Annotated in this window: 38 protein-coding genes; 36 read left to right on the top strand and 2 right to left on the bottom strand. The window is 69.2% G+C overall.

Going from position 1 to position 26,123, the window contains the following annotated elements:
• The first annotated feature begins 21 nt into the window (after positions 1-21).
• The 27 genes from rplB (at position 22) to ASE15_RS08345 (ending at position 15,535) form a co-directional block, all read left to right on the top strand.
• Complete coding sequence (gene rplB, locus ASE15_RS08475; RefSeq protein WP_056653766.1) at positions 22-858, top strand: 50S ribosomal protein L2; 837 nt, start codon at positions 22-24, stop codon at positions 856-858.
• Positions 859-872: 14 nt separating this feature from the next.
• Positions 873-1,154, top strand: a complete 282-nt coding sequence (gene rpsS / locus ASE15_RS08470; RefSeq protein ID WP_012867940.1) for a 30S ribosomal protein S19 — start codon at positions 873-875, stop codon at positions 1,152-1,154.
• Between the two features lie 70 nt (positions 1,155-1,224).
• Positions 1,225-1,596, top strand: a complete 372-nt coding sequence (gene rplV, locus ASE15_RS08465; RefSeq protein ID WP_030151935.1) for a 50S ribosomal protein L22 — start codon at positions 1,225-1,227, stop codon at positions 1,594-1,596.
• Positions 1,596-2,438: a 30S ribosomal protein S3 gene (rpsC, locus tag ASE15_RS08460; RefSeq protein ID WP_030151934.1), complete on the top strand. Its 843-nt coding sequence runs from the start codon at positions 1,596-1,598 to the stop codon at positions 2,436-2,438. The genes rplV and rpsC overlap by 1 nt, the downstream gene beginning before the upstream one ends.
• Before the next feature lie 2 nt (positions 2,439-2,440).
• Entirely contained in the window at positions 2,441-2,860 is a 420-nt protein-coding gene (rplP, locus tag ASE15_RS08455; protein WP_056653770.1) for a 50S ribosomal protein L16, read from the top strand.
• A complete protein-coding gene (gene rpmC / locus ASE15_RS08450) occupies positions 2,860-3,099 on the top strand; it encodes a 50S ribosomal protein L29 (protein WP_056653772.1) in 240 nt (79 codons plus the stop codon). Before rplP ends, rpmC begins: the two co-directional genes overlap by 1 nt.
• A gap of 7 nt (positions 3,100-3,106) precedes the next feature.
• Positions 3,107-3,409 carry a 30S ribosomal protein S17 gene (gene rpsQ / locus ASE15_RS08445; RefSeq protein ID WP_056653775.1) on the top strand — a complete coding sequence of 101 codons (303 nt, stop codon included), beginning with the start codon at positions 3,107-3,109 and terminating at the stop codon, positions 3,407-3,409.
• 204 nt (positions 3,410-3,613) lie between these two features.
• Entirely contained in the window at positions 3,614-3,982 is a 369-nt protein-coding gene (rplN, locus tag ASE15_RS08440) for a 50S ribosomal protein L14 (RefSeq protein WP_056653778.1), read from the top strand.
• Between the two features lie 2 nt (positions 3,983-3,984).
• Positions 3,985-4,326 carry a 50S ribosomal protein L24 gene (rplX, locus tag ASE15_RS08435; RefSeq protein ID WP_056653782.1) on the top strand — a complete coding sequence of 114 codons (342 nt, stop codon included), beginning with the start codon at positions 3,985-3,987 and terminating at the stop codon, positions 4,324-4,326.
• Positions 4,326-4,898, top strand: a complete 573-nt coding sequence (gene rplE / locus ASE15_RS08430; RefSeq protein ID WP_056653785.1) for a 50S ribosomal protein L5 — start codon at positions 4,326-4,328, stop codon at positions 4,896-4,898. Before rplX ends, rplE begins: the two co-directional genes overlap by 1 nt.
• Before the next feature lies 1 nt (position 4,899).
• Positions 4,900-5,085 carry a type Z 30S ribosomal protein S14 gene (locus ASE15_RS08425; protein ID WP_012867931.1) on the top strand — a complete coding sequence of 62 codons (186 nt, stop codon included), beginning with the start codon at positions 4,900-4,902 and terminating at the stop codon, positions 5,083-5,085.
• 76 nt (positions 5,086-5,161) lie between these two features.
• The gene (gene rpsH, locus ASE15_RS08420; RefSeq protein WP_030151928.1) at positions 5,162-5,560 is read left to right on the top strand and encodes a 30S ribosomal protein S8; all 399 of its coding nucleotides are present in this window, start codon (positions 5,162-5,164) and stop codon (positions 5,558-5,560) included.
• A 20-nt stretch (positions 5,561-5,580) separates the two neighbouring features.
• Positions 5,581-6,117, top strand: a complete 537-nt coding sequence (gene rplF / locus ASE15_RS08415) for a 50S ribosomal protein L6 (RefSeq protein WP_056653788.1) — start codon at positions 5,581-5,583, stop codon at positions 6,115-6,117.
• A gap of 2 nt (positions 6,118-6,119) precedes the next feature.
• Positions 6,120-6,491, top strand: a complete 372-nt coding sequence (gene rplR, locus ASE15_RS08410) for a 50S ribosomal protein L18 (protein ID WP_056653792.1) — start codon at positions 6,120-6,122, stop codon at positions 6,489-6,491.
• Between the two features lie 52 nt (positions 6,492-6,543).
• Positions 6,544-7,200 carry a 30S ribosomal protein S5 gene (gene rpsE / locus ASE15_RS08405; RefSeq protein ID WP_056653795.1) on the top strand — a complete coding sequence of 219 codons (657 nt, stop codon included), beginning with the start codon at positions 6,544-6,546 and terminating at the stop codon, positions 7,198-7,200.
• A complete protein-coding gene (gene rpmD, locus ASE15_RS08400; protein WP_030151924.1) occupies positions 7,200-7,382 on the top strand; it encodes a 50S ribosomal protein L30 in 183 nt (60 codons plus the stop codon). Before rpsE ends, rpmD begins: the two co-directional genes overlap by 1 nt.
• A gap of 2 nt (positions 7,383-7,384) precedes the next feature.
• Positions 7,385-7,957, top strand: a complete 573-nt coding sequence (gene rplO, locus ASE15_RS08395; protein WP_082609121.1) for a 50S ribosomal protein L15 — start codon at positions 7,385-7,387, stop codon at positions 7,955-7,957.
• Between the two features lie 233 nt (positions 7,958-8,190).
• Entirely contained in the window at positions 8,191-9,486 is a 1,296-nt protein-coding gene (gene secY / locus ASE15_RS08390) for a preprotein translocase subunit SecY (RefSeq protein WP_056653799.1), read from the top strand.
• The gene (locus ASE15_RS08385; protein WP_255354269.1) at positions 9,483-10,103 is read left to right on the top strand and encodes an adenylate kinase; all 621 of its coding nucleotides are present in this window, start codon (positions 9,483-9,485) and stop codon (positions 10,101-10,103) included. Before secY ends, ASE15_RS08385 begins: the two co-directional genes overlap by 4 nt.
• 22 nt (positions 10,104-10,125) lie before the next feature.
• Positions 10,126-10,962, top strand: a complete 837-nt coding sequence (gene map / locus ASE15_RS08380; RefSeq protein ID WP_056762582.1) for a type I methionyl aminopeptidase — start codon at positions 10,126-10,128, stop codon at positions 10,960-10,962.
• Positions 10,963-11,269: 307 nt separating this feature from the next.
• The gene (gene infA, locus ASE15_RS08375) at positions 11,270-11,491 is read left to right on the top strand and encodes a translation initiation factor IF-1 (protein WP_012867920.1); all 222 of its coding nucleotides are present in this window, start codon (positions 11,270-11,272) and stop codon (positions 11,489-11,491) included.
• A gap of 85 nt (positions 11,492-11,576) precedes the next feature.
• Complete coding sequence (gene rpmJ, locus ASE15_RS08370; RefSeq protein ID WP_009740505.1) at positions 11,577-11,690, top strand: 50S ribosomal protein L36; 114 nt, start codon at positions 11,577-11,579, stop codon at positions 11,688-11,690.
• Positions 11,691-11,904: 214 nt separating this feature from the next.
• Positions 11,905-12,279 (top strand): 30S ribosomal protein S13, encoded by a 375-nt coding sequence (gene rpsM / locus ASE15_RS08365; protein WP_030151919.1) that lies wholly within the window; start codon positions 11,905-11,907, stop codon positions 12,277-12,279.
• A 103-nt stretch (positions 12,280-12,382) separates the two neighbouring features.
• Positions 12,383-12,787: a 30S ribosomal protein S11 gene (gene rpsK, locus ASE15_RS08360; protein WP_056653805.1), complete on the top strand. Its 405-nt coding sequence runs from the start codon at positions 12,383-12,385 to the stop codon at positions 12,785-12,787.
• Positions 12,788-12,941: 154 nt separating this feature from the next.
• Positions 12,942-13,961: a DNA-directed RNA polymerase subunit alpha gene (locus tag ASE15_RS08355; protein WP_056653808.1), complete on the top strand. Its 1,020-nt coding sequence runs from the start codon at positions 12,942-12,944 to the stop codon at positions 13,959-13,961.
• A 56-nt stretch (positions 13,962-14,017) separates the two neighbouring features.
• A complete protein-coding gene (gene rplQ / locus ASE15_RS08350) occupies positions 14,018-14,536 on the top strand; it encodes a 50S ribosomal protein L17 (protein WP_056762581.1) in 519 nt (172 codons plus the stop codon).
• 261 nt (positions 14,537-14,797) lie between these two features.
• Positions 14,798-15,535, top strand: coding sequence for an alpha/beta fold hydrolase (locus ASE15_RS08345; protein ID WP_056762579.1), 738 nt, complete (start codon positions 14,798-14,800; stop codon positions 15,533-15,535).
• A gap of 27 nt (positions 15,536-15,562) precedes the next feature.
• Here the strand turns inward: ASE15_RS08345 and ASE15_RS08340 are convergent, their stop codons facing one another.
• Complete coding sequence (locus tag ASE15_RS08340; RefSeq protein ID WP_056762577.1) at positions 15,563-16,348, bottom strand: ROK family protein; 786 nt, start codon at positions 16,346-16,348, stop codon at positions 15,563-15,565.
• 34 nt (positions 16,349-16,382) lie between these two features.
• Between ASE15_RS08340 and truA the strand changes: the two genes are divergently transcribed.
• Positions 16,383-17,303, top strand: a complete 921-nt coding sequence (truA, locus tag ASE15_RS08335) for a tRNA pseudouridine(38-40) synthase TruA (protein ID WP_056762764.1) — start codon at positions 16,383-16,385, stop codon at positions 17,301-17,303.
• A 32-nt stretch (positions 17,304-17,335) separates the two neighbouring features.
• Here the strand turns inward: truA and ASE15_RS08330 are convergent, their stop codons facing one another.
• Positions 17,336-17,734, bottom strand: a complete 399-nt coding sequence (locus ASE15_RS08330) for a DUF5709 domain-containing protein (protein WP_056653823.1) — start codon at positions 17,732-17,734, stop codon at positions 17,336-17,338.
• A 187-nt stretch (positions 17,735-17,921) separates the two neighbouring features.
• Between ASE15_RS08330 and ASE15_RS08325 the strand changes: the two genes are divergently transcribed.
• From ASE15_RS08325 to ASE15_RS08290, 8 genes are all read left to right on the top strand, one after another.
• The gene (locus tag ASE15_RS08325; protein ID WP_056762575.1) at positions 17,922-18,476 is read left to right on the top strand and encodes a DUF937 domain-containing protein; all 555 of its coding nucleotides are present in this window, start codon (positions 17,922-17,924) and stop codon (positions 18,474-18,476) included.
• Positions 18,477-18,652: 176 nt separating this feature from the next.
• Positions 18,653-20,380: an ABC-F family ATP-binding cassette domain-containing protein gene (locus ASE15_RS08320; protein ID WP_056762573.1), complete on the top strand. Its 1,728-nt coding sequence runs from the start codon at positions 18,653-18,655 to the stop codon at positions 20,378-20,380.
• 193 nt (positions 20,381-20,573) lie between these two features.
• The gene (locus tag ASE15_RS08315; RefSeq protein WP_082609108.1) at positions 20,574-21,533 is read left to right on the top strand and encodes a rhodanese-related sulfurtransferase; all 960 of its coding nucleotides are present in this window, start codon (positions 20,574-20,576) and stop codon (positions 21,531-21,533) included.
• Positions 21,534-21,802: 269 nt separating this feature from the next.
• Positions 21,803-22,246, top strand: coding sequence for a 50S ribosomal protein L13 (rplM, locus tag ASE15_RS08310; RefSeq protein ID WP_030151909.1), 444 nt, complete (start codon positions 21,803-21,805; stop codon positions 22,244-22,246).
• A gap of 46 nt (positions 22,247-22,292) precedes the next feature.
• The gene (gene rpsI / locus ASE15_RS08305) at positions 22,293-22,781 is read left to right on the top strand and encodes a 30S ribosomal protein S9 (RefSeq protein WP_056653832.1); all 489 of its coding nucleotides are present in this window, start codon (positions 22,293-22,295) and stop codon (positions 22,779-22,781) included.
• Between the two features lie 153 nt (positions 22,782-22,934).
• A complete protein-coding gene (gene glmM, locus ASE15_RS08300) occupies positions 22,935-24,299 on the top strand; it encodes a phosphoglucosamine mutase (protein WP_056653834.1) in 1,365 nt (454 codons plus the stop codon).
• The gene (locus tag ASE15_RS08295; protein WP_235534267.1) at positions 24,296-24,970 is read left to right on the top strand and encodes a peptide deformylase; all 675 of its coding nucleotides are present in this window, start codon (positions 24,296-24,298) and stop codon (positions 24,968-24,970) included. Before glmM ends, ASE15_RS08295 begins: the two co-directional genes overlap by 4 nt.
• A gap of 318 nt (positions 24,971-25,288) precedes the next feature.
• Positions 25,289-26,047, top strand: a complete 759-nt coding sequence (locus ASE15_RS08290; protein WP_056653837.1) for a DedA family protein — start codon at positions 25,289-25,291, stop codon at positions 26,045-26,047.
• Positions 26,048-26,123 lie beyond the last annotated feature (76 nt).

Genomic DNA, 26,123 nt, shown 5'->3' with positions numbered 1-26,123 from the left:
GCAGATTGAGGACAGATCCCCATGGGAATCCGTAAGTACAAGCCGACGACGCCCGGCCGCCGCGGCTCGAGCGTTGCCGACTTCGTCGAGATCACGCGCTCGCAGCCGGAGAAGTCGCTGGTCCGTCCGCTCACCAAGAGCGGTGGCCGCAACAGCACCGGTCGCATCACCACCCGTCACAAGGGTGGTGGCCACAAGCGCGCATACCGAGTCATCGACTTCCGTCGTCACGACAAGGACGGCGTGCCCGCGAAGGTCGCTCACATCGAGTACGACCCCAACCGCACGGCACGCATCGCGCTCCTGCACTACGCGGACGGCGAGAAGCGCTACATCATCGCGCCGAACAAGCTGAAGCAGGGCGACGTCATCGAGAACGGCGCCGGCGCCGACATCAAGCCCGGCAACAACCTGCCGTTGCGCAACATCCCGACCGGTACGGTCATCCACGCCATCGAGCTCAAGCCCGGTGGCGGCGCGAAGATCGCCCGTTCGGCTGGTGCCTCCGTGCAGCTCGTCGCCAAGGACGGACCCTACGCCCAGCTGCGTATGCCGTCCGGTGAGATCCGCAACGTCGACCTGCGCTGCCGCGCGACGGTCGGCGAGGTGGGCAACGCCGAGCAGTCGAACATCAACTGGGGCAAGGCCGGCCGTATGCGTTGGAAGGGCAAGCGCCCCTCCGTCCGTGGTGTCGCCATGAACCCGATCGACCACCCTCACGGTGGTGGTGAAGGCAAGACCTCCGGTGGACGTCACCCGGTCAGCCCCTGGGGCCAGGCCGAAGGTCGTACCCGCCGTCCCAACAAGCCGAGCGACAAGCTGATCGTGCGTCGTCGCCGTACCGGCAAGAAGCGCTGATAGGAGCCTGACAGATGCCACGCAGCCTGAAGAAGGGCCCCTTCGTCGATGGACACCTTCAGAAGAAGGTGGACGTCCAGAACGAGAAGGGGACCAAGAACGTCATCAAGACCTGGTCCCGTCGGTCGGTCATCACGCCCGACTTCCTCGGTCACACTTTTGCCGTGCACGACGGACGCAAGCACACTCCGGTGTTCGTCACCGAGTCGATGGTTGGCCACAAGCTCGGCGAGTTCGCACCCACCCGGACCTTCCGCGGCCACGTGAAGGACGACAAGAAGGGCCGTCGTCGCTGATCTGCGTGCAGACGCAGATCAAGAGACGACGACTCCGAACGTCATGACGAGACAAGAAGGCAGGACAGCAATGGAAGCCAAGGCGCAGGCGCGGTTCGTCCGTGTCACGCCCCAGAAGGCCCGGCGCGTCGTGGACCTCATCCGTGGCAAGCAGGCCACCGAGGCCGTCGCGGTGCTGAAGTTCGCACCGCAGGCCGCGAGTGAGCCCATCCGCAAGGTCGTGGAGAGCGCGATCGCGAACGCACGGGTGAAGGCCGACCGCGCGAGCGTGGCATTCGACGAGCAGGAGCTCGTCGTTGCCCAGGCGTTCGTGGACGAGGGCCCGACCCTCAAGCGGTTCCGGCCTCGCGCTCAGGGGCGCGCGAGCCAGATCCTCAAGCGGACGAGCCACATCACCGTGGTTCTCGTTCCGCGCGAAGACACGAAGGGAAGGGCCCGATAGTGGGACAGAAGGTTCACCCGCACGGGTACCGCCTCGGCATCACCACCGACCACCGGTCGCGTTGGTTCGCCGACAGCACCAAGCCCGGACAGCGGTACCGCGACTACGTCCGTGAGGACGTCCAGATCCGCAAGCTCATGGCCACGGGCCTCGAGCGTGCCGGCATCTCCAAGGTCGAGATCGAGCGCACCCGCGACCGTGTTCGTGTGGACATCCACACCGCACGTCCGGGCATCGTCATCGGCCGCCGTGGCGCAGAGGCAGACCGCATCCGCGGCGAGCTCGAGAAGCTCACGGGCAAGCAGGTCCAGCTCAACATCCTCGAGGTCAAGAACGCTGAGATCGATGCTCAGCTCGTGGCCCAGGGGATCGCGGAGCAGCTCGCGAGCCGCGTGTCCTTCCGTCGTGCGATGCGCAAGGGCATGCAGTCCGCGCAGCGCGCCGGCGCCAAGGGCATCCGTGTCCAGTGCTCGGGTCGTCTCGGCGGCGCCGAGATGAGCCGCTCGGAGTTCTACCGCGAAGGCCGTGTGCCGCTGCACACGCTCCGCGCGAACATCGACTACGGCTTCTTCGAGGCCCGCACCACCTTCGGCCGTATCGGCGTCAAGGTGTGGATCTACAAGGGCGACATGACCGAGAAGGAGTTCGCTGCGCAGCAGGCGACCGCCGCTCCCCGCCAGGGCCGTGGTGGCCCCCGCGGTGGCGACCGTCCTGACCGTGGTGGAGACCGTCGCGGTGCTGGTCGTCGCAACGAGCGTCCGGCGCAGTCCGAGGCACCTGCAGCTGCAGGGGCGGAGGCACCTGTCGCCGAGAAGGCTCCTGAGTCCGGAACGGAGGCCTGAGCATGCTGATCCCGCGCAGGCTGAAGCACCGCAAGCAGCACCACCCCTCGCGCTCCGGCGCCTCGAAGGGTGGCAACCAGATCGCGTTCGGCGAGTTCGGCATCCAGGCTCTCGAGCCTGCATACGTCACGAACCGCCAGATCGAGGCTGCTCGTATCGCGATGACCCGCCACATCAAGCGAGGCGGAAAGGTCTGGATCAACATCTACCCGGACCGTCCGCTGACCAAGAAGCCGGCGGAGACCCGCATGGGTTCTGGTAAGGGTTCGCCCGAGTGGTGGATCTCCAACGTCAAGCCCGGCCGTATCATCTTCGAGCTGGCCGGTGTACCGGAGCCCCTGGCTCGCGAGGCCATGCGCCGCGCGATCCACAAGCTCCCGATGAAGTGCCGTTTCGTGGTGCGCGAGGGTGGTGGCAACTGATGGCTATCGGAACCAAGGAACTGGGTTCGAGCGAGCTGGACACGTTCGATGACGAGAAGCTCGTCGCCGAGCTGAAGAAGGCCAAGGAGGAGCTTTTCAACCTCCGCTTCCAGTCGGCCACCGGTCAGCTGGAGAGCCACGGTCGCCTGAAGGCCGTGCGTCGCGACATCGCGCGGATCTACACGATCCTGCGTGAGCGCGAGCTCGGTATCCGTACCGCACCGAGCGTGAGTGAGTGAGGCTGGAATGAGCGAGAACGCAACGAACGCCGCACCGGTGACCGAGACGGCCGCTGACCAGCGCGCCAACCGCAAGACGCGGCGCGGCTACGTGGTGAGCGACAAGATGGACAAGACCGTCGTGATCGAGGTCGAGGACCGGGTCAAGCACCCGCTCTACGGCAAGGTCATCCGGCGCACGAGCAAGGTCAAGGTCCACGACGAGCAGAATGCTGCCGGCGTCGGTGACCTCGTCCTTATCATGGAGACCCGCCCGCTGTCCGCGACCAAGCGGTGGCGCCTGGTGGAGATCCTCGAGAAGGCCAAGTAGGCCCTGGGCCTACCAGGTCGTGACGGGCGGGATCCCGCCCGTCACGACCGGTCTCGGGCCGCACCAAGGTGCGGCAACCAGTAGACAGGGTGGCGGTACCCCGCCGCGCCTGGCCGGTTCACCCGCAAGGGACCCGGCACTGACAGCTATCCGTTCGGCAAGGCTCGCTCAGCGAGAACCAGCTCGACGACAGGAGTTCATTACATGATCCAGCAGGAGTCGCGACTTCGCGTCGCCGACAACACGGGTGCGAAGGAGATTCTCTGCATCCGTGTTCTCGGTGGTTCGGGCCGTCGCTACGCCGGAATCGGCGACGTCATCGTCGCAACCGTCAAGGACGCTATCCCCGGCGGCAACGTGAAGAAGGGCGATGTCGTGAAGGCGGTCATCGTCCGCACCGCCAAGGAGCGCCGTCGTCCGGACGGTTCCTACATCAAGTTTGACGAGAACGCGGCCGTGATCCTCAAGAACGACGGCGAGCCCCGTGGCACGCGCATCTTCGGCCCCGTGGGCCGCGAGCTGCGCGACAAGCGGTTCATGAAGATCATCTCGCTGGCTCCGGAGGTGCTCTGAACATGGCGAAGATCAAGAAGGGCGACCTGGTGGTCGTCATCTCTGGCAAGGACCGCACTCAGCAGGGTCGCGTGCTCGAGGTCCTCACGGACTCCGACCGCGTGATCGTCGAGGGCATCAACCGCGTCACGAAGCACACCAAGGTGGGTCAGTCCCAGCGTGGGACGCGTACCGGTGGCATCGAGGTCGTCGAGGCGCCGATCCACGTGAGCAACGTGATGGTCGTCGACCCGGAGACCAAGAAGGGCACCCGCGTCGGGTACCGCACCGAAGAGGTCGAGCGTGACGGCCGTACGCGTAACGTCCGCGTGCGCGTCGCCAAGCGTTCCGGTAAGGACATCTGATGAGCACTGAACTGCAAGCCCCGGAGATCGCGCGTCTCAAGCAGCGCTACCGCGACGAGATCGTCGCCGGCCTCCTCGAGGAGTTCGGCCACGAGAACGTCAACCAGGTTGCACGACTGACGAAGATCGTCGTCAACATGGGTGTCGGCGACGCGGCCAAGGACTCGAAGCTCATCGAGGGTGCCATCCGCGACCTCTCGGCCATCACCGGCCAGAAGCCGCAGGTCACCAAGGCCCGCAAGTCCATCGCTCAGTTCAAGCTGCGTGAGGGCATGCCGATCGGCGCGCACGTCACGCTGCGCGGCGAGCGCATGTGGGAGTTCCTCGACCGCCTGCTGTCCATCGCGCTGCCGCGTATCCGCGACTTCCGCGGCCTGTCGCCCAAGCAGTTCGACGGACACGGCAACTACACCTTCGGTCTCACGGAGCAGTCGATGTTCCACGAGATCGACCAGGACAAGATCGATCGCGTCCGCGGTATGGACATCACGATCGTGACGACGGCGACGACCGATGACGAGGGCCGCTCCCTGCTGCGCCGTCTCGGCTTCCCCTTCAAGGAGCAGAACTGATATGGCGAAGAAGGCCCTGGTCAACAAGGCAGCCGCAAAGCCTAAGTTCGCGGTTCGCGCCTACACTCGCTGCCAGAAGTGCGGTCGCCCGCACTCCGTGTACCGCAAGTTCGGCCTGTGCCGTATCTGCGTTCGCGAGATGGCACACCGTGGCGAGCTTCCCGGCGTCACCAAGAGCAGCTGGTAACAACTACGTCGTAGGTCTGGCACGGTTCCCCTCGGGGAACCGGCCAGATACCCCGGCGAGGAAGGGCTGAAGCCCAATGACGATGACCGACCCGATCGCAGACATGCTGACCCGTCTGCGTAACGCGAACTCGGCTTACCACGAGACGGTTCAGATGCCGTTCTCGAAGCTGAAGTCGCACATTGCTGAGATCCTGCAGGCCGAGGGCTACATCTCCGGCTGGACCGTCGAGGACGCCCCCGTGGGCAAGTACCTCACGATCCAGCTGAAGTTCGGCCCGAACCGTGAGCGCTCCCTTGCTGGTGTGCGCCGCGTGTCGAAGCCCGGCCTGCGTGTGTACGCGAAGTCGACCAACCTGCCCAAGGTTCTCGGTGGCCTCGGCGTGGCGATCCTGTCCACGTCCTCCGGCCTCCTGACCGACCGTCAGGCAGCCAAGAAGGGCGTGGGCGGAGAAGTCCTCGCCTACGTCTGGTAATCGGAAAGGAGAGATACGCCATGTCTCGTATCGGCAAGATCCCCGTTCCGGTTCCCGCCGGAGTGGATGTCACGATCAGCGGCGCACTGGTGACGGTCAAGGGCCCGAAGGGTTCCTTGGAGCACACCATCCCCGCCCCCATCGAGGTCTCCCAGGACGCCTCCACCCTCGTGGTGACGCGCCCCAACGAAGAGCGCTCGTCGCGCGCTCTGCACGGCCTGACCCGCACGCTTCTCGCAAACCTGGTGACCGGTGTCACCGAGGGCTACGAGAAGAAGCTCGAGATCGTCGGTACCGGTTACCGCGTGACCGCGAAGGGCACTGACCTGGAGTTCGCTCTGGGCTTCAGCCACCCCGTCGTGGTGTCCGCGCCCGCTGGTATCACCTTCGCTGTCGAGTCCCCGACCAAGTTCTCGGTCGCGGGCATCGACAAGCAGCAGGTCGGCGAGGTCGCTGCGAACATCCGCAAGATCCGCAAGCCCGAGCCGTACAAGGGCAAGGGTGTGCGGTACGCCGGCGAGGTCGTCCGCCGCAAGGTCGGAAAGGCTGGTAAGTAACGATGGCTCTCAAGGTTCTCGGCAAGGGCAAGGCGGTCTCGCGCAAGCGCCGCCACCTCCGCCTGCGCAAGAAGATTGCCGGCACGGCTGCTCGTCCCCGCCTCGTGGTGACGCGCTCCGCGCGCCACATCACGGCGCAGATCGTGGACGACACGATCGGCCAGACCGTTGCTTCCGCTTCGACCATCGAGGGCGACCTGCGGTCGCTCGAGGGCGACAAGAGCGCGAAGGCCCGCAAGGTCGGCGAGCTCGTCGCAGAGCGTGCCAAGGCCGCTGGTGTCGACTCGGTCGTCTTCGACCGCGGTGGCAACAAGTACCACGGCCGGGTGGCTGCAGTCGCCGACGGGGCCCGCGAAGGCGGTCTGTCCCTGTGATGATGGCCGAAACCACCACCGTGTACACGGTACGGAAGCAAAGGATTCTCTGATGGCTGCAGGGCAGCGCAGCAGCACCGGCGCCCCTACGGGTGCCGCCAACGAGTCGACCGACCGCAACTCCGGAGGCCGGGGCGACGCTCGTCGCGACGGTCGCCGTGGTGACGGTCGCCGTGGTGACGCCGCCGAGAAGAACGCCTTCGTCGAGCGCGTCGTCACCATCAACCGCGTGTCCAAGGTCGTCAAGGGCGGCCGTCGCTTCAGCTTCACCGCGCTCGTCGTGGTGGGCGATGGCGACGGTACCGTCGGCGTCGGCTACGGCAAGGCGAAGGAAGTTCCCGCGGCGATCGCCAAGGGTGTCGAGGAGGCCAAGAAGAACTTCTTCAAGGTTCCCCGCATCCAGGGCACCATTCCTCACCCCATCCAGGGCGAGGCAGCCGCCGGTGTCGTCTTCCTGCGTCCGGCCGCTCCGGGTACCGGTGTTATCGCCGGTGGTCCGGTGCGCGCCGTGCTGGAGTGCGCGGGCATCCACGACGTCCTGAGCAAGTCGCTCGGTTCGTCCAACGCGATCAACATCGTGCACGCAACGGTCGAGGCCCTGCGCAACCTGGAGCAGCCTGAGGCTGTTGCAGCGCGCCGTGGCCTGCCGCTCGAGGCAGTGGCTCCGGCCGCCCTCCTGCGTGCACGTGCAGCTGGGGTAGGTGCGTGATGGCTCGACTCAAGGTGACCCAGACGAAGTCCGCCATCGGCGGCAAGCAGAATCAGCGCGACACGCTGCGCACTCTGGGCCTCAAGCGGATCGGCGACACCGCCGTGAAGGAGGACCGCCCGGAGATCCGCGGCATGGTCGCAACGGTGGCGCACCTCGTCGCCGTTGAGGAGGTCGAGTGATCATGGCTGAGAAGGCCAAGAAGGAGACCGCGGTCGAGGCTTCGACCGACGCTCCCAAGAAGAAGGCTCCTGCCAAGAAGGCTGCTGTCGCCGAGGCCCCCAAGGCCGAGGCTCAGCAGACCGTCGGCGCTGGTGGCACCCTGAAGGTGCACCACCTCCGTCCGGCCCCCGGCGCCAAGAAGGCCAAGACCCGTGTGGGTCGTGGTGAGGCGTCGAAGGGTAAGACGGCCGGCCGTGGTACCAAGGGCCAGAAGGCTCGTTACCAGGTGCCGGAGCGTTTCGAGGGTGGTCAGATGCCGCTCCACATGCGTCTGCCCAAGCTTCGTGGCTTCAAGAACCCGTTCCGCACGGAGTACCAGGTCGTGAACCTGGACAAGCTCTCCGCGCTGTACCCCGAGGGTGGCTCCGTCACCGTCGAGGACCTGGTCGCCAAGGGAGCCGTCCGCAAGGGCGAGCTCGTCAAGGTGCTCGGCACGGGTGAGATCACCGTCAAGCTCGAGGTCGCGGTCGACGCGCTCTCTGGTTCCGCCAAGGACAAGATCCTTGCGGCCGGTGGCTCCATCTCGGAGAACTGATACGAAGGACAGGGCCGATAGCGCTATGCGCTGTCGGCCCTGTCTGCGTCTAGAGGCGTGGTAGCCGGTACCAGCCTCGCTCGGGGGAACGTAGAATCACTGCCGGTTGTCTCAAATTGCCGTCCATCGCGGCGCAGCGGCTAAGGTGCCCAGTGGCGTCCCGTGCCGGGTGCGTCACATCTCGCCGAACCCCGGCGACACGACATCCCGCCTCGAGCGGGCCAGGAGGATAGGTGCTCAGCGCATTCGCCCGGGCTTTCCGGACACCTGACCTGCGGCGCAAGCTGCTGTTCACGATCGCCATCATGGCGATCTTCCGTGTGGGCTCGTTCATCCCTACCCCCGGCGTGGACTATGCCAACGTCCAGCAGTGCATCGCGGCCCAGGGGCAGAACGACCTCCTCGGAATGGTCAACCTGTTCAGCGGTGGAGCCCTGCTCCAGCTCTCGATCTTCGCGCTCGGCATCATGCCGTACATCACCGCGAGCATCATCGTGCAGCTGCTCCGCGTGGTCATCCCTCACTTCGAGGCTCTGCACAAGGAAGGTCAGTCCGGTACCGCGAAGCTCACGCAGTACACGCGCTACCTGACCATCGCCCTCGCGATCCTGCAGTCCACGACGGTCATCACGACCGCCCGCAGCGGCTTCCTCTTCCCGAACTGCCCGGTCGAGGTCATCCCGAACGACAGCTTCATGACCTCGGCCCTCATGGTCATCACCATGACCGCCGGTACCGGTCTGATCATGTGGCTCGGTGAGCTCATCTCGGAGCGCGGCGTCGGCAACGGCATGTCGCTCCTCATCTTCACCTCGATCGCCGCCAGCTTCCCCACGGCTCTGTGGTCCATCGCAGGTGGCGCCAACGGCGCCGTGAACTTCACCATCATGATCGCGGTCATCATCCTGGTGATCGGTCTCGTCGTCTTCGTCGAGCAGTCCCAGCGCCGAGTGCCGGTGCAGTACGCGAAGCGCATGGTCGGTCGCAAGATGTACGGCGGCTCCAGCACCTACATCCCGATCAAGATCAACATGTCGGGTGTCATCCCGGTCATCTTCGCGTCGTCGCTGCTCGCGGTCCCCGGTCTCATCGCCCAGTTCGGCGACGCGACGGCCGGATGGGTCCAGTGGGTCTCGAAGTACCTCGCGGACCCGGCCTCGCCGATCCACATCTCGATCTACGTGCTCCTGATCGTCTTCTTCTGCTTCTTCTACACGGCCATCACGTTCAACCCGGACGAGGTCGCCGACAACATGAAGAAGTACGGCGGCTTCATCCCCGGCATCCGTGCCGGCCGCCCGACGGCGGAGTACCTGGACTACGTCATCACCCGCATCACCTCCGCGGGTGCCATCTACCTCGCGCTCGTTGCGCTCATCCCGACGCTCGTCCTCGTCCTGCTGGGGGTGAGCACGAACATCCCGTTCGGCGGTAGCTCGATCCTCATCGTCGTGGGCGTCGGTCTCGAGACGGTCAAGCAGATCGACTCGCAGCTGCAGCAGCGTCACTACGAAGGGTTCCTCCGTTGACCTCAGAGTTGACTGCCGACGCTCAGCGTTCCGGCACGCGCTCCGCTCGCCTGATCATCATGGGTCCCCAGGGTGCAGGCAAGGGCACCCAGGCAGCTCGCCTGGCGGAGCACTACGGCATCCCTGCGATCTCCACGGGCGACATCTTCCGTGCGAACATCAAGGGCGGCACCGAGCTGGGCAGGCTCGTCCAGGAGTACACCGCGAAGGGTGAGCTCGTCCCGGACTCCGTGACGAACGAGATGGTCCGTGACCGTCTCGCCCAGGACGACGTGGCGCGCGGCTTCATCCTCGACGGCTACCCGCGCAACGCGGCGCAGGTCGTCGAGCTCGACGAGATCCTCGCGGACCTCGGCGTCCGCCTGGACGCCGTCCTCGAGCTCACCGCGGACCGTGACGAGCTCCTGGCTCGTCTGCGCAAGCGTGCGGAGATCGAGGGCCGCGAGGACGACACCGAGGAGGCCATCGCTCGGCGTCTGGACATCTACGCCGAGCAGACGGCTCCGCTGACGTCGGCCTACGCCGAGCGCGGTCTGCTCGCCCAGGTCGACGGCATCGGTGAGATCGACGACGTGACCACGCGTCTCGTCGAGGCGCTCGCGCCTCTCGTCGGCTGACCCGGGACGGTTGGAGCGAGAAGTGTTCGGCCGCGAGAAGATCGAGTACAAGACGGTCGACCAGGTGCGCACCATGCGCCGGGCGGGCCTGGTGGTCGCTGACGCGCTCGCCACGGTCCGCTCGGCGGTGCGTCCCGGCATGACGACCGCAGACCTGGACGCCCTGGCGGCGGCAGTCATCGGTGACGCCGGTGCCACCCCGTCGTTCCTGGGGTACCACGGTTACCCGGCGACGCTCTGCGTCTCGGTGAACGATGAGGTGGTGCACGGCATCCCCGGGACACGCGAGCTCCTCCCGGGCGACGTCGTCTCGGTCGACTGCGGCGCGATCGTCGACGGCTGGCACGGGGACTCCGCGTTCTCGTTCGTGCTGCCGGAGGCGGACGCCGCAGACGTCGCGCTGGTCGAGGCAACCGAACGGGCGCTCTGGGCGGGCATCGCCGCCCTGGCGACCGGCGAACGGCTCGGTGACGTCGGGAACGCGGTCGAGGACTCGATCGAGGCCTCGGCTGCCGCGGACGGCGTCGCGTACGGGATCATCGAGGAGTACGTCGGCCATGGCATCGGTACCTCGATGCACCAGCCGCCGGACGTCCTGAACTACCGGACGCGCGAGCGCGGCCCTCGGCTCAAGCCGGGCATGTGCCTCGCGATCGAGCCCATGGTGACACGTGGTGAGCGCTTCACGCAGGTTCTCGAGGACGACTGGACGGTCGTCACCGACGACGGTGCTCGTGCTGCTCACTGGGAGCACAGCGTCGCGATCCTCGAGGACGGCATCTGGGTCCTGACGGCCCCTGACGGCGGTGCGGCCAAGCTGGCCGAGCTCGGCGTCACGATCGCCCCGCTCGACGTCTGACGGCCCGGAGAAGGCCTGAATCGAGAAGACGGCCCGTCCTGACCCCTTCCGGTCCGGGGCGGGCCGTCGCTCGTCCGCCGTGCCGGCGGCGCATGCCCGACCCCTGCAGTCCGGGGCGACCGGGTGCACAGCCCCGCGGTTCCCTCGCGGTGATCCATGCCGTAGGATAGTCCGCTGGGTGTAGTCCGCGTTTCCCGTGCGAGTCGAACTGACCGACGACGGGCCGGACCACACACGACGTCCACTCACCGGTCCTCGTAGAGCACGGGTGCGTGGGAAGCAGTTCAGACGAGAGTTAGCGGAGGATATGGCAAAGAAGGACGGTGTCATCGAGATCGAGGGCAGCGTGGTCGAGGCCTTGCCGAACGCGATGTTCCGCGTGGAGCTGGCCAACGGGCACAAGGTTCTGGCTCACATCTCGGGCAAGATGCGACAGCACTACATCCGGATCCTCCCTGAGGACCGGGTGGTGGTGGAGCTGAGCCCGTACGACCTGTCCCGTGGCCGGATCGTCTACCGCTACAAGTAGTCGTCAAGAATCCACCACTCGAAACAACTGCTGCCGCAAGCCTGGGTTCGCCTGCGCGTGCGTGCGGCGGCGGAGGAACAGACTGATGAAGGTCAAGCCCAGCGTCAAGAAGATCTGCGACAAGTGCAAGGTGATCCGCCGGCACGGTCGCGTCATGGTGATCTGCGAGAACCTGCGCCACAAGCAGCGCCAGGGCTGAGTCCCCGGCGCTCCGGCGCACGGTGATCCAAGTCCGCGAGAGCGGACCGGTCGCCGGCACCCTCGGGTGCCAACCAGCGCATCACCACGAACCTCACGGTCGGGCCGCACAGGCCCACTGAGGGGAACCCCCGGCTCGGAGGCCGGGGCCCGCAGCTCCGCGGGAAGATGGTGCGGTAGACCTCCGAACGAAGTACAGAGGAGCCGAAAGGCACATGGCACGTCTTGTCGGCGTCGACCTCCCCCGCGAGAAGCGGCTCGAGATCGCGCTCACCTACATCTACGGCGTCGGCCGTACCCGCGCCCAGCAGACGCTGGCCGCCACCGGGATCTCCCCGGACGTTCGCGTGAAGGACCTCGGTGACACCGAGCTCGTCGCGCTGCGTGACTACCTCGAGGGCAACTACAAGCTCGAGGGTGACCTCCGCCGTGAGGTGGCTGCTGACATTCGCCGCAAGGTCGAGATCGGCTGCTACGAGGGCCTGCGTCACCGCCGCGGCCTGCCCGTCCGCGGGCAGCGCACCAAGACCAACGCGCGTACCCGCAAGGGACCCAAGCGCACCGTGGCCGGCAAGAAGAAGGCCCGCTAAGCAGTAGTCCGTGGGACGCGTGCCGCTCGCCTGAACCTCGAGTTCACCCGCGCAGCGCACGCCGACCCGGTCCGAACACCTCAGACCAGGAGAGAACTCAGAAATGCCTCCCAAGACTCGCGCCACCGCGGCTCGCAAGCCGCGCCGCAAGGACAAGAAGAACGTCCCTCACGGCCAGGCTCACATCAAGAGCACGTTCAACAACACGATCGTGTCGATCACGGACCAGACCGGTGCTGTCATCGCCTGGGCCTCGGCCGGCCACGTCGGCTTCAAGGGCTCGCGCAAGTCGACCCCGTTCGCCGCGCAGCTCGCTGCCGAGTCCGCGGCTCGCCGCGCCCAGGAGCACGGCGTCAAGAAGGTCGACGTCTTCGTCAAGGGCCCGGGTTCCGGTCGCGAGACCGCGATCCGCTCGCTCACGGCGACCGGCCTCGAGGTCGGCTCGATCCAGGACGTGACGCCCCAGGCTCACAACGGCTGCCGCCCCCCGAAGCGTCGCCGCGTCTGATCTTCCGCTTCGCTCGCCGTCGCGCCGCACCCGACCTCGTCGGGTCGGCGCGGCGGCGGGCGCAGCCACCTGGGCGGGTGGACAGAGTCCCGCCCCGGCACAGCGTTGCCCGTGATGCGTCATATGGCGGACGCACACTGAAAGGAACACACCAGTGCTGATCGCACAGCGCCCCACCCTGACCGAAGAGGTCCTCTCGGAGAACCGTTCGCGCTTCTCCATCGAGCCGCTCGAGCCTGGCTTCGGCTACACCCTCGGCAACTCGCTTCGTCGCACGCTGCTCTCGTCCATCCCGGGCGCTGCAGTGACCTCGATCCGTATCGACGGTGTGCTCCACGAGTTCACCACGGTGTCCGGTGTCAAGGAAGACGTCACCGAGATCATCCTCAACATCAAGAACCTCGTGGTCTCCTCGGAGAACGACGAGCCGGTCGTGATGTACCTGCGCAAGCAGGGTGCTGGCGCGGTCACCGCCGCGGACATCGTTCCGCCGGCGGGTGTGGAGGTCCACAACCCGGACCTGCACATCGCCACCCTCAACGACAAGGGCAAGCTCGAGATCGAGCTCACGGTCGAGCGTGGACGTGGCTACGTCTCCGCCAACCAGAACAAGTCCTTCGACGCCGAGATCGGCCGTGTTCCCGTCGACTCGATCTACTCGCCGGTCCTCAAGGTCACGTACAAGGTCGAGGCGACCCGTGTCGAGCAGCGCACCGACTTCGACAAGCTGATCGTCGACGTCGAGACGAAGCAGGCGATCTCCCCGCGCGACGCGCTGGCCTCGGCCGGCAAGACGCTCGTCGAGCTCTTCGGCCTCGCCCGTGAGCTCAACGTCGAGGCCGAGGGCATCGAGATCGGCCCGTCCCCGACGGACGCCGCTCTCGCCGCGGACCTGGCGCTCCCGATCGAGGAGCTCAACCTCACGATCCGTTCGTACAACTGCCTCAAGCGCGAGGGCATCCACCAGGTCGGCGAGCTCGTCGCTCGCAGCGAAGCAGACCTGCTGGACATCCGGAACTTCGGCGCGAAGTCCATCAACGAGGTCAAGGAGAAGCTCGCTGAGCTCGGCCTGAACCTCAAGGACTCGCCGCTGGACTTCGACCCCTCGACGGCCGACTACTACGAGGCCGACGAGGACGAGGCGACGTTCTCCGACGAGCAGCAGCAGTACTGACCTTCCGTGCGAGCGGCTCGGCCGCACGCACGATCCACTTCTAAGGAGCAAGATCAATGCCTACCCCCACCAAGGGTCCGCGGCTCGGCGGTGGCCCGGCTCACGAGCGTCTCATCCTCGCGAACCTGTCCACGGCGCTCTTCGAGCACGGCCGCATCACGACCACCGAGACCAAGGCCAAGCGCCTGCGTCCGCTGGCCGAGCGTCTCATCACGTTCGCGAAGCGCGGTGACCTGTCGGCTCGCCGTCGCGTCATGACCGTCGTTCGCGACAAGTCCGTCGTGCACACGCTCTTCACCGAGATCGCCCCGCAGATGGCGGAGCGCAACGGTGGCTACACGCGCATCACGAAGGTCGGCAACCGCAAGGGCGACAACGCCCCCATGGCCGTCATCGAGCTCGTGACCGAGCCCGTCAGCCCCAAGCAGGCTGTCGTCCGCGAGGCCGAGAAGGCCACGAAGAAGACCAGCAAGCCCAAGGCCGCCAAGGTCGAGGACGCGCCGGTCGTCGAGGACGCTCCTGTTGTCGAGGACGCTCCCGTCGTCGAGGACGCTCCGGCTTCCAAGGAGGACTGATCTCGCTCCGGCATAGCCGGACGGGTACCTCCTGAAGGGCCCGGCACCATCTGGTGCCGGGCCCTTCGCCATGCCCGACGGCGGAGCGGGCGTCGGGCGGTCATCGTCCCGCGGTCGACGGCGTCAGGCTGCCCCGGCCCGTCCTTCAGCGCGACGACCCGAGCAAGGGCCTGAGGCGTCGGGACCAACGGGCCTCGACCTCGGTGACCATGAACCGTCCACCGACCGCGTCGCGGGTCCGTTCGTCCTAGATTGGTCGACATGGCTCTCCCGGTGCTGTTCGTCCACGGCTCTCGCACGTCCCGCACCATGTGGCGTGCGCAGCTCGAGGCCATGGACCGTGCAGGTGTCGTGGCCGTCGCGCCGGACCTGCCGGGCCACGGCCGACGCATCGGCGAGCCGTTCACGCTCGAGGGTGCGGTGGCGACCGTCGCTCGTGCCGTGGACGACCTGGGCGGCCGGGCGCTCGTCGTCGGGCTCTCGCTCGGCGGGTACGTCGGGATCGAGCACCGCGCGCGGTTCCCCGAGCAGGTCGCGGGTCTCGTCGCCGCGAGCTGCTGCACAGTCCCCGGCTCGCCGCTGCGGGGAGCGTGGCGCGTCGCGGCCGACCGGATCGAGAAGCTGCCCGACAACGGCGCGGCGATCAACCAGGCGCTGGTCGACCGGACCCTGCCTCCGGCCGGGATCGTGGACATCGGGGCGGGCGGGTTCGCCCTGACGGCCATGACCGCGATCCTCGACGAGGTGGGCGCCTCGGACCCGCTCACGGCTCTGGCCGCGACCGGCTCGCCGGTGTGGTTCGTCAACGGCCGGTGGGACCACTTCCGCCTCGGCGAGCGCGAGTTCGTGGCGGCGGCCCGGGCGGGAGGGGCCACGGCCGAGCTCGTCGTGATCCCCGGGGCCAAGCACCTCGTGAGCCTGGACCGGCCCGTCGCGTTCAACCGGGCGGTCCTCGAGGCGTACGGGGAGGTCGCGGGGACGGAGTCGCAGCGGACCTGATCCCGCTGCCGGGACCGCCCGGTCCGCTCAGGCCAGGGGCAGGTCCCACGCCCGTGCCCCGCCCACGAGCGCGGCCGAGTTGGGGACGATCACGACGTCGTCGCCGAGCCGTTCGAGCGCGGACGGCGTGATCTGGCGCGAGTTGCCCCCGCCGAGGTAGAGGCGGTCCCACCAGAAGACGGGGCGCAGGCCGTCGACGAGCGCCACGACGCGCCGCGACCACAGCCCGTTCCCGAGCCTGCGTCGCTCGACCTCCCCGATGTACTCGTCGTAGTTGGTCCCGCGTCGTACCGGGGCGTGGGACCACTCGAGGTGGGGGGCGAGGCGCCCTCCGTGGAAGAGCGCGGAACCGAGGCCCGTGCCGAGGGTCAGGACGAGCTCGAGGCCAGACGCTGCGATGACCCCTGCCCCGTGGACCTCGGCGTCGTTGAGGACGAGCGCGGGGATCCCGAGGCGCTCGCTCACGGCGGCCTGGACGTCGAAGCTGGCCCACTGCTCGGCGAGCGCCGGGTCGACCCTGCTCCGCGGGCCCGAGCGCGTGATGTAGTGCGGGGTGTGCACGACGACCCCACGCCGGATCATGCCGGGCATGCCGACCGTGACACGTACGGCGGGGGGCAGGCGGTCGGCGATCTGCGCGATGACGTCGACCAGGAGCGAGGGCGGCAGCGGGTAGGGCGTGGGTACCCGCACCGCGGTCGCGTGCGCGGTCCCCGCGGCGTCGAGCACGTTGGCCTTGATGCCGCCTCCGCCGCAGTCCACCGCGAGGGTGCGCAGGTCGGCGGGGTCGGTCGCGGCGGGACGTTCGGGCATGTCTGCACACTAACGGGCGCTAGCGTAGGTGCACGTGACGAACGAGCAGCCGGTCCGCGTCCGCCTGGACCTCGCCTACCAGGGCACCGCCTTCGCGGGCTGGGCCCGACAGCCCGGTCTGCGGACCGTCGAGGGCGCCCTCGAGGACGGCCTGGGGCAGATCCTTCGCGGTGAACCGCCGCGCCTGACGGTCGCGGGGCGCACCGACGCGGGCGTGCACGCCCGCGGGCAGGTGGCCCACGTCGACCTCCCGCGGGCCGTGTGGGACGCGATGCCGGGTCGGTCGGACCGCGAGCCGGGGGAGGCGCTCGTCGCACGGCTCGGAGGAGTGCTGCCGGGGGACGTCGTGGTGCACCGGGCCTCCCGGGCGCCGGAGGGGTTCGACGCGCGCTTCTCGGCCCTCTACCGCAGCTACACGTTCCGGATCGTCGACGACCCGGCCCTGCGCGACCCGCTGCGTCGCGAGTGGGTCCTGTGGAACCGCAAGCCGCTCGACGCGGACGCGATGCACGAGGCGCTGCAGCCCTTGCTCGGCGTGCGCGACTTCGCGGCCTTCTGCAAGCCGCGTCCCGGCGCGACCACGATCCGCGAGCTCCAGCACCTGTCCTGGGAGCGCGCGACCGGCGGCCCCGACGAGGGGCTCGTCGTCGCGCACGTCCGCGCGGACGCCTTCTGCCACAACATGGTCCGGGCGCTCGTCGGGGCGTCGGTCGCCGTGGGGGAGGGGCGCCGCCCCGTCTCGTGGCCGGTCGAGGTCCTGGCGGCGAGGCGCCGGGACGCGGGGGCCGGCGTCGTGCCCCCGCACGGCCTGGTCCTCGAGGCCGTCACGTACCCGCCCGACGACGAGCTCGCGGCCCGCGCCGAGCGCGTGCGCGCGGTGCGCATGGACGAGGACGTGTGGGACGCGGGCACCGCGGCACAGGCCGCCGGAGCAGGGGCGTCCCCGACCTCGTAGCGCCGGCGTCCTGCGCCCCCGCAGGCCCGCCCCTACGGCTCCTCGACGATGTGGACCGCGGCCTCCTCGGCGCTCGCCGCGGCGCCGTCGATCCCGGCGTCGTCCGCGTACGTGTCGTTGACGCGCCCGTCGAGCGCGTCGGCGTCCGCCACGAGGCGGCCCGAGCGGGTCGTGTCGGGGCGGTCGAGAGGGTCGGTGTCCCAGTCCTCGGGCTCCTCGTCGGCGAGGCGCTGGTCGAGCGACTCGCCGTCCTCCTCGAGCCGTTCGGGGTGGGCGTAGGTCAGGGGTGCGCGCTCGGGTGGTGCGTACCCCTCGTCGAGCACGTCGTCGACGCCGCGGTCGACCAGGGTGTCGTCCTGCTGGAGCTGGTCGGAGTCGCCCTCGGTGCCGAGGGCCGGGTCTGTCCGGGTGGCCGGTGTGTCGTCGCTCATGTCTCCACACTCGCACCGGTGGCGCGTTCGTGCAGCCCACCGGGCGGATCCGGCCTCCTGCGGACTAGGCTCGGACCACGTGCGCCGCAGGACTCCCGGCGGGCGACCGTCCGAGGCGCCTGCGGTCACGTGCGTCCCGTGACGACGCCGTCCTCGACCCACGGGGCGGCCTGAACCAGGAGTCCCCATGGCATCGATCGACGACCTCCTGTCCGCCATCCCTCTCGACCAGCTCGCCGGCAGGCTCGGCGTGGACGAGGCGACCGCCCAGCAGGCGGTCACGACCGCGCTGCCCGCGCTGATCGGCGGGCTCCAGGCCAACGCGCAGGACCCGGCCGGGGCCGCGTCGCTCCGCAAGGCCCTCGGGCAGCACTCTCCCTCTCTCGTCGAGGGCGGCGTGAACCTCGACGACGTCGACACGGCCGACGGCGAGAAGATCGTCCGCAACATCTTCGGCTCGAACGAGGAACAGGTGGTCGCGCAGCTCGCGGACAAGAGCGGCACGCAGTCGAACGTCCTGGCCTCGATCCTCCCGGCGCTCGCGCCCATCGCGCTGTCGTTCCTCGCCAAGCAGCTCGGGGGCAAGAGCGAGCAGCCGACCGGGACGCAGGAGGCCGCCGGGAGCGGCGGGATCGGCGACCTGCTGGGCGGGCTCCTGGGTGGCGGTCAGGGGGGCTCGGGCGGCGGTCTCGGGAGCATCCTGGGCGGGCTGGGCGGCCTGCTGGGCGGCGGCAAGCGCTGACCCCTGCCCGACGGCGGAGCGCACCCCGGGCGCACCAGCCCGCCCGGGGTGCGCCTCGCCGTCGGGCGTCGCGAGGGTGTCGCAGGCGAGCCCGCTCGCTGCCCGGGCCCGGCGCCCGCGGCTGCCCGGGCGGAAAGGAATCGTCATCCGGGGCCTCGGGCAGGGAGGATGAGCCCGTGGGTCACATCGACATCAGCGACATCAGCTACTTCCTGCCCGACGGGCGTCCCCTCCTCGCGGGGGCCACCCTGCGCGTCGCGGACGGGGCCAAGGTCGCGCTCGTCGGACCCAACGGCGCCGGCAAGACGACGCTCCTGCGCATCGTCGCGGGCGACCTGTCGCCGCACGGCGGCACCGTGGGACGCAGCGGCGGGCTCGGCGTCATGCGCCAGTTCGTCGGCCGCATCGACGACGAGCGCACGGTCCGCGACCTGCTCGTCGACCTCGCGCAGCCCTCGATCCGCGACGCCGCGCGCGAGCTCGCCGCGGCAGAGCTCGACATCATGACGGTCGACGACACCCCCTCCCAGATGCGCTACGCCCAGGCGCTCGCCGACTGGGCCGACGCGCGCGGCTACGAGGCCGAGGCCGAGTGGGACAAGGTCACCGACGAGGTCCTGTCCATCCCGTTCGACCAGGCCCAGTTCCGCGAGGTCCGCACGCTGTCCGGCGGCGAGCAGAAGCGCCTGGTCCTCACGGCACTGTTCCGCGGTCCCGAGGAGGTCCTGCTCCTCGACGAGCCCGACAACTACCTCGACGTGCCGACCAAGCGCTGGCTCGAGGAGAAGCTCGCGGCCTCGCCCAAGACCGTGCTGTTCATCAGCCACGACCGCGAGCTCCTGGCGCGCACGGCGACCCAGGTCGCCACCGTGGAGCCCACGGCCGCGGGCGGCACGATCTGGGTGCACGGCGGCGGGTTCGGCACGTACGCCGAGGCGCGCGCCGACCGGCGCAGCCGCCTCGAGGAGCTGCTGCGCCGCTGGGAGGAGGAGCACACCAAGCTCAAGGACCTCGTCAACATGCTCAAGAACAAGTCGGCGTTCAACGACGGGCTCGCGAGCCGCTACCAGGCCGCCCAGACGCGCCTGCGCAAGTTCGAGGAGGCCGGCCCGCCGCAGGTGCTCGCCCACGAGCAGAACGTCAAGGTCCGGCTCACGGGCGGGCGCACGGCCAAGCGCGCCGTGACGTGCGAGCGGCTCGAGCTCACGGGCCTCATGGAGCCGTTCGACCTCGAGGTCTTCTTCGGCGAGCGCGTCGCGATCCTGGGGTCCAACGGCTCGGGCAAGTCGCACTTCATGCGCCTGCTGGCGCGGGGTGGGTCGGACCCGGACGTGGAGCACCGGCCGGTCTACGAGTCCGCTGGGGGCACTGGGGGCGCTGCGGGTGCTCCGGGCGACGCGGCCGTGGTCCCGCCCGTCGCGCACACGGGCCGCGCCGTGCTCGGCTCGCGCGTGCGCCCGGGGTGGTTCGCGCAGAACCACGCCCACCCGGAGTTCGAGGGCCGCACGCTCCTCGAGATCCTGCACCGCGGCGACGGTGCGCGCGACGGCATGGGGCGCGAGCCCGCGAGCAAGGCCCTCGACCGCTACGAGCTGGTCGGTCAGGCCGAGCAGCGTTTCGAGACGCTCTCGGGCGGCCAGCAGGCGCGCTTCCAGATCCTGCTCCTCGAGCTCGGGGGAGCCACGCTCCTGCTGCTCGACGAGCCGACCGACAACCTCGACCTGCACTCGGCCGAGGCGCTCGAGGCGGGCCTCCTGGCGTTCGAGGGCACGGTCATGGCCGTCACGCACGACCGGTGGTTCGCGCGCGGCTTCGACCGGTTCGTGGTCTTCGGCTCCGACGGCCGCGTCGTCGAGACCCCCGAGCCCGTGTGGGACGTCGAGCGCGTCAAGCGGCAGCGCTGACCGGCCGACCGGTGGCGCCCCGTCGTCGGGGCGCCCCCCGGTCGCCGGCTCAGGGTCGGTCGGGCGACGACGAGACATGACGGCGCCGGGACGGGCCCCACGCGAGGACGGGACGCGGTGAGGAAGACCACACGCCCCACGGAGAGCCGATAGCACGGCATGCGCGGCGCCGTCGGGCTCCTAAAATGGAGCAATGGCTGTCCCCAAGATCGTGCTCTTCTACGCCTTCACACCGCTCGCCGACCCGCGCGCGGTGCAGCTGTGGCAACGCTCGCTCGGGGAGCAGTGGAACCTGACGGGCCGCGTCATCGTCTCCGAGCACGGCATCAACGCCACGCTCGGCGGGACGGTCGAGAACCTCAAGCAGTACGTCAAGACCACCAAGCAGTACCCGGGCTTCGCAGGGATCGACGTCAAGTGGTCGGACGGCACGGGGCGCGACTTCCCCCGCCTGTCCGTCAAGGTCCGGCCCGAGCTCGTGAGCTTCGGGGCCGTCGAAGAGATCGCGGTCGACGAGGACGGCGTGGTCGACAGCGGGGTGCGCCTCGCCCCCGAGGCGCTCCACGAGCTGGTCGCCGAGCGCGGCGAGGACGTCGTGTTCTTCGACGGCCGCAACGCGTTCGAGGCCGCGATCGGCAAGTTCCGCGGTGCGGTCGTACCGGACGTCGCGACGACGCGTGACTTCGTCGCGGAGCTCGACTCGGGCGCCTACGACGACCTCAAGGGTCGTCCCGTCGTGACCTACTGCACGGGCGGCGTCCGGTGCGAGGTCCTGTCCTCGCTCATGCTCGCGCGCGGCTTCGAGGAGGTCTACCAGCTCGACGGCGGGATCGTCCGCTACGGCGAGACGTTCGGCGACCAGGGGCTGTGGGAAGGGTCGCTCTACGTGTTCGACGAGCGCATGCACGTCGAGTTCGGCGACGACACGGTCCCGCTCGGTGCGTGCTGCGAGTGCGGCGCGGCGACCGCGAAGTACGAGAACTGCGTCGACCCCGGGTGCCAGACGCTGCGCCTGTTCTGCACCGACTGCGCGGGCCTGGCGCGCACGCTCCAGTGCGACGCCTGTGCCGAACTGCGCCCGGGCGCGTATCCTCGACCTCGGGAAGACGCGATGACCGGTCTCTCCCACGACAACCACCGGGCAACCGCCTGAATCGGCTGTCTGGCACCAGAGCCCGTGCCGTCCGACGAGGCTGATCACACCGAGGTCCTTTTCGCCCTCGGTGTGACGCATCTTGTTTTGACCCTGCATGGGCCGTCCAGGTAGTCTGTTGAGTCGTTGTGCTTCCCCTTCGGTTATCTCGTCACTTGTGCGCCCACTCGCTCCGTGACGTGGACATCCGTCGACCGAAGGCCGAACGACTTGTCGGACGCAGGCTCCTGCGCCGAAGACATCGAAGACACGAAACGAAGGCTACGACCGTGCGTACGTACACCCCGAAGCCCGGCGACGTCCAGCGTGACTGGTACGTCATCGACGCGACCGACGTCGTCCTGGGCCGCCTCGCCACCCACGTGGCGACCCTGCTCCGTGGCAAGCACAAGGCCACCTTCGCGCCTCACGTCGACGGAGGTGACTTCGTCATCGTCATCAACGCCGGCAAGGTCGCCCTCACCGGCAACAAGCGCGAGCAGAAGCTTGCCTACACCCACTCCGGTTACCCGGGTGGTCTTCGGGCGGTCGCCTACAGCGACCTGCTGGAGAAGCACCCCGAGCGTGCTGTGGAGAAGGCCGTCCGCGGCATGATCCCCAAGACCTCGCTCGGCCGCGCCCAGTTCGGCAAGCTCAAGGTCTACGCAGGCTCTGAGCACCCGCACGCCGCGCAGCAGCCGAAGACTTTCGAGATCACCCAGGTCGCGCAGTAGGCTCCGCCTGCTCGTAGACGAGAACTTAGGACGCGAGGACACACCAGTGGCCGAGACCACCGTCGACATCGACGTGCTGGACGAAGAGACTCCCAGCAACTACACCTCTGAGAGCGCAGCCCCCACGGGCCGTGGCCAGAGCATCACCGCCCCCGCGCAGGCCCTGGGCCGTCGCAAGGAGGCCATCGCCCGCGTGCGCCTGGTGCCCGGCACCGGCCAGTGGAAGATCAACGGCCGCACCCTCGAGGGGTACTTCCCCAACAAGGTGCACCAGCAGCTGGTCAACTCCCCGCTGAAGCTGGTCGACGTCGAGGGTCGCTTCGACGTCATCGCCCGCATCAACGGTGGTGGCTCGTCCGGCCAGGCCGGCGCTCTGCGCCTGGGCATCGCCCGTGCGCTGAACGAGATCGACGCCGAGCACAATCGCCCGGCGCTCAAGAAGGCCGGCTTCCTGACCCGCGACGCCCGCGTCGTCGAGCGCAAGAAGGCCGGGCTCAAGAAGGCCCGTAAGGCTCCGCAGTACTCCAAGCGCTGATCCAGCGCTTGCGCACAACGGCCCCGGTGGACATCGTCCACCGGGGCCGTTGTCATTTGTCAGGGATGCTGACGAGCGACCGGACCGGTCGGCTCGCAGCGGGGGCGGTGCGGGCCTCGGTGCCGGTACCGTCCCGTTGAGGGAGGAAAACTCATGGGACGACTGTTCGGCACCGACGGTGTGCGGGGGCTGGCGAACAGGGACGTCACGGCCGAGCTCGCGCTCGGCCTGGGCGTGGCCTCGGCCAACGTGCTGGGACGCACGGGACAACCCGAAGGGCACCGCCCGCGGGCGGTGATCGGCCGCGACCCCCGGGCCTCGGGCGAGTTCCTCGGCGCGGCAGTGACCGCAGGCCTGGCGAGCGCCGGGGTCAACGTGCTCGACGTCGGCGTCCTGCCGACGCCGGCCGTCGCGTTCCTCACGAGCACGCTCGACGTGGACTTCGGCGTCATGATCTCCGCCTCGCACAACCCGATGGCCGACAACGGCATCAAGTTCCTGGCCCGTGGCGGGATCAAGCTCGAGGACTCGCTCGAGGACGAGATCGAGCGTCAGCTCGACACCGTGTGGGACCGTCCGCTCGGGGCCGACGTCGGCCGCGTCCGGACCGACACGGGCAGCGCCGGTGCGGACTACGTCGAGCACCTCATCGGGAGCATCGGCGCCACGGGCGACGCCCTGCCGCTCTCGGGGCTGCGGATCGCCGTGGACTGCGCGAACGGCGCGGCGAGCGACGTGGGACCCGCCGCGCTGCGTGCGGCAGGCGCCGACGTCGTCGTGATGAACGCGAGCCCCGACGGACGCAACATCAACGAGAAGTGCGGCTCGAACCACCCGGAGCAGCTCCAGGCCGTCGTGGTCGCCTCCGAGGCCGACTTCGGGGTCGCGTTCGACGGTGACGCCGACCGTTGCATCGCCGTGGACCACCGTGGCGTGCTCGTCGACGGCGACCAGATCATGGGCGTCCTGGCCCTCGCCGAGAAGGACAAGGGGCGACTGCACGAGGACACGCTCGTCGTCACGGTCATGAGCAACCTCGGACTGATCCTCGCGATGCGCGAGGCCGGTATCCGGACCGTCCAGACGGGCGTGGGCGACCGGTACGTCCTCGAGGAGATGCGTGCCAACGGGTACACCCTGGGCGGCGAGCAGTCGGGCCACATCATCCTGTCGCAGTTCGCGACCACGGGCGACGGCGTCCTCACGGCGCTCCAGCTCGCCGCGCGCATCCAGGAGTCGGGGGCCAAGCTCGCGGACCTCGCGGGTGCCGTGCCCAAGCTGCCGCAGACGCTGCTCAACGTCCCGGGGGTGGACAAGGCGCGTGCCGCGACCGACGAGGTCCTCCAGGAGGCCGTCGCGGCCGCCGAGTCCCGCCTCGGCGAGACAGGCCGTGTGGTCCTGCGCTCGTCGGGCACCGAGCCGCTGGTGCGCGTCATGGTCGAGGCCGCGACGCAGGCCTCTGCCGACGCCGTGGCCGAGTCGCTCGCCGCGGTGGTGCGGGACAGGCTGGCCCTGTGACGGCCGAGAGCCGCGCGCCCGGGTTCACCGGACCCGTCGACGAGGAGCTGCGCGACCAGGTCGCGAGCCATCTCGCACGCTACGAGGACGGCGTGCTGCCGATCGTCCAGGCCGGTCACCCGGTCCTGCGCCGACCCGCGGTGCCCTACACCGGGCAGCTCGGGGACCTGTTCCCCGAGCTTGTCGAGGCCATGCGTCGCACCATGCACGCGGCCCCCGGGGTCGGGCTCGCGGCTCCGCAGGTGGGCCTGGGGATCGCGGTCGCGGTGATCCAGGACGCAGGCGTCTCCGACCCCGAGGACGCGGACCTGCGCGAGCGGCACCCCCTGCCGTTCCGCGTGCTCGTCAACCCCGCGTACGAGGCCGTGGGGGAGGAGCGTCGGGCGTTCTACGAGGGCTGCCTGAGCGTGAGCGGCTGGCAGGCCGTCGTGGCCCGGCCCCGGACCGTCCGGCTCACCGGCCAGGACGAGGCCGGACGACCCGTGGACGACGTCCTGACGGGCTGGCCCGCGCGGATCGTCCAGCACGAGACCGACCACCTGGGCGGCGGGCTCTACCTCGACCGCGCCGAGCTCCGGTCGCTCGCGTCGAACGACAGCATGATGCGGTTCTGGGGTCAGACCCCGGACCCCTCCGGGGCGGCCGAGGCCCTGGGGTTCGCGCTGCCCTGACCTGGCCGGCTCCGGCTGGCTCCTGACGGACCTGCCGGGCCGGGCCTGGCTGGGCCCCGTCCGGAAGGTCAGTCCCTCGGAAGTGTCACAGCATCCTTCTGGGGGACCTCCCTAGGTGGAGATCTCCCTCCAGAGGATGACGTTCCGGTCTCGGTCGGTGCGGCAGAATCTATCGAGGAAGGTAGGGGTCGAGATCAGGGCAGACTGGGGGGTTTCCCCGATGGTGCCGGCCCCTCGTATCCGTAGGCTGGTCACAGGTGCATCTCCTGTACCTGTGACCAGCCTGGTTCGCCACACCAGCCGACGAACAGAGGACCCGTGATAGAGGCCGTCTCGACCTTCTTGGAGAACCTGGAGACCTGGGTCCTCGCACTCGCGGCGTCCGCATGGATCTACCCCGCCCTGTACGCCTTCGCGACGATCGACGGGTTCTTCCCGCCGATCCCCAGCGAGTCCGTGGTCATCACCCTCGCGGTCGCCGCCAGCGCGTCGGGCAACCCCAACCTCGTGCTCGTCCTGGCCATCGCTGCAGCCGGCGCCTGGACGGGGGACCAGATCGCCTATGCGCTCGGCAGGGGCATCGGTACCGAGCGGATCGGGTTCCTCCGCACGGTCCGCGGCCGCAAGGCCGTCGCCTGGGCAGACCAGGCGCTCAAGGCGCGGGGGGCGGCCTTCATCCTGGCGGCCCGCTACGTCCCCATCGGTCGCGTCGCGGTCAACATGACGGCCGGTGCCGTGGGCTATCCCCGCCGCCGCTTCATGCTCTACTCGGGCCTCGCGGCCGTGACGTGGGCGCTCTACTCGGTCCTCATCGGCCTCGTGGCCGCGCAGTGGCTCGGCCACCAGCCGCTCCTGGCCATGGTCCTCGGCGTGATCCTGGGGGTCCTGTCCGGGGTGGTCGTCGACCGCATCATGAACCGCATGGCCCGCAAGCGTCGCGCAGCCGAGGCTGCGCGAGCCGTCGCTGCCGGGGCGACCCCGCTCCACGGTGCGCCGACCGACCCGGCCGCCGCGCCGTCGTCGGGCACCGAGGGCCTGCAGGACGACGACGGGGCCGCGGTCCGCCGAGCCTGCTGAGATCCCGTTCCACCGCTCGCTCTCGCCGCCCTGAGCGGGCGTGAGCAGACGGCGAGGCCGCGCTGGGGCTGTGCAC

It is taken from the genome of Oerskovia sp. Root22 (assembly GCF_001429135.1).
GTDB lineage: Bacteria > Actinomycetota > Actinomycetes > Actinomycetales > Cellulomonadaceae > Oerskovia > Oerskovia enterophila.
Note: the sequence above shows the minus strand (reverse complement) of the source record. Positions and strands in the feature narration are given on the sequence as shown.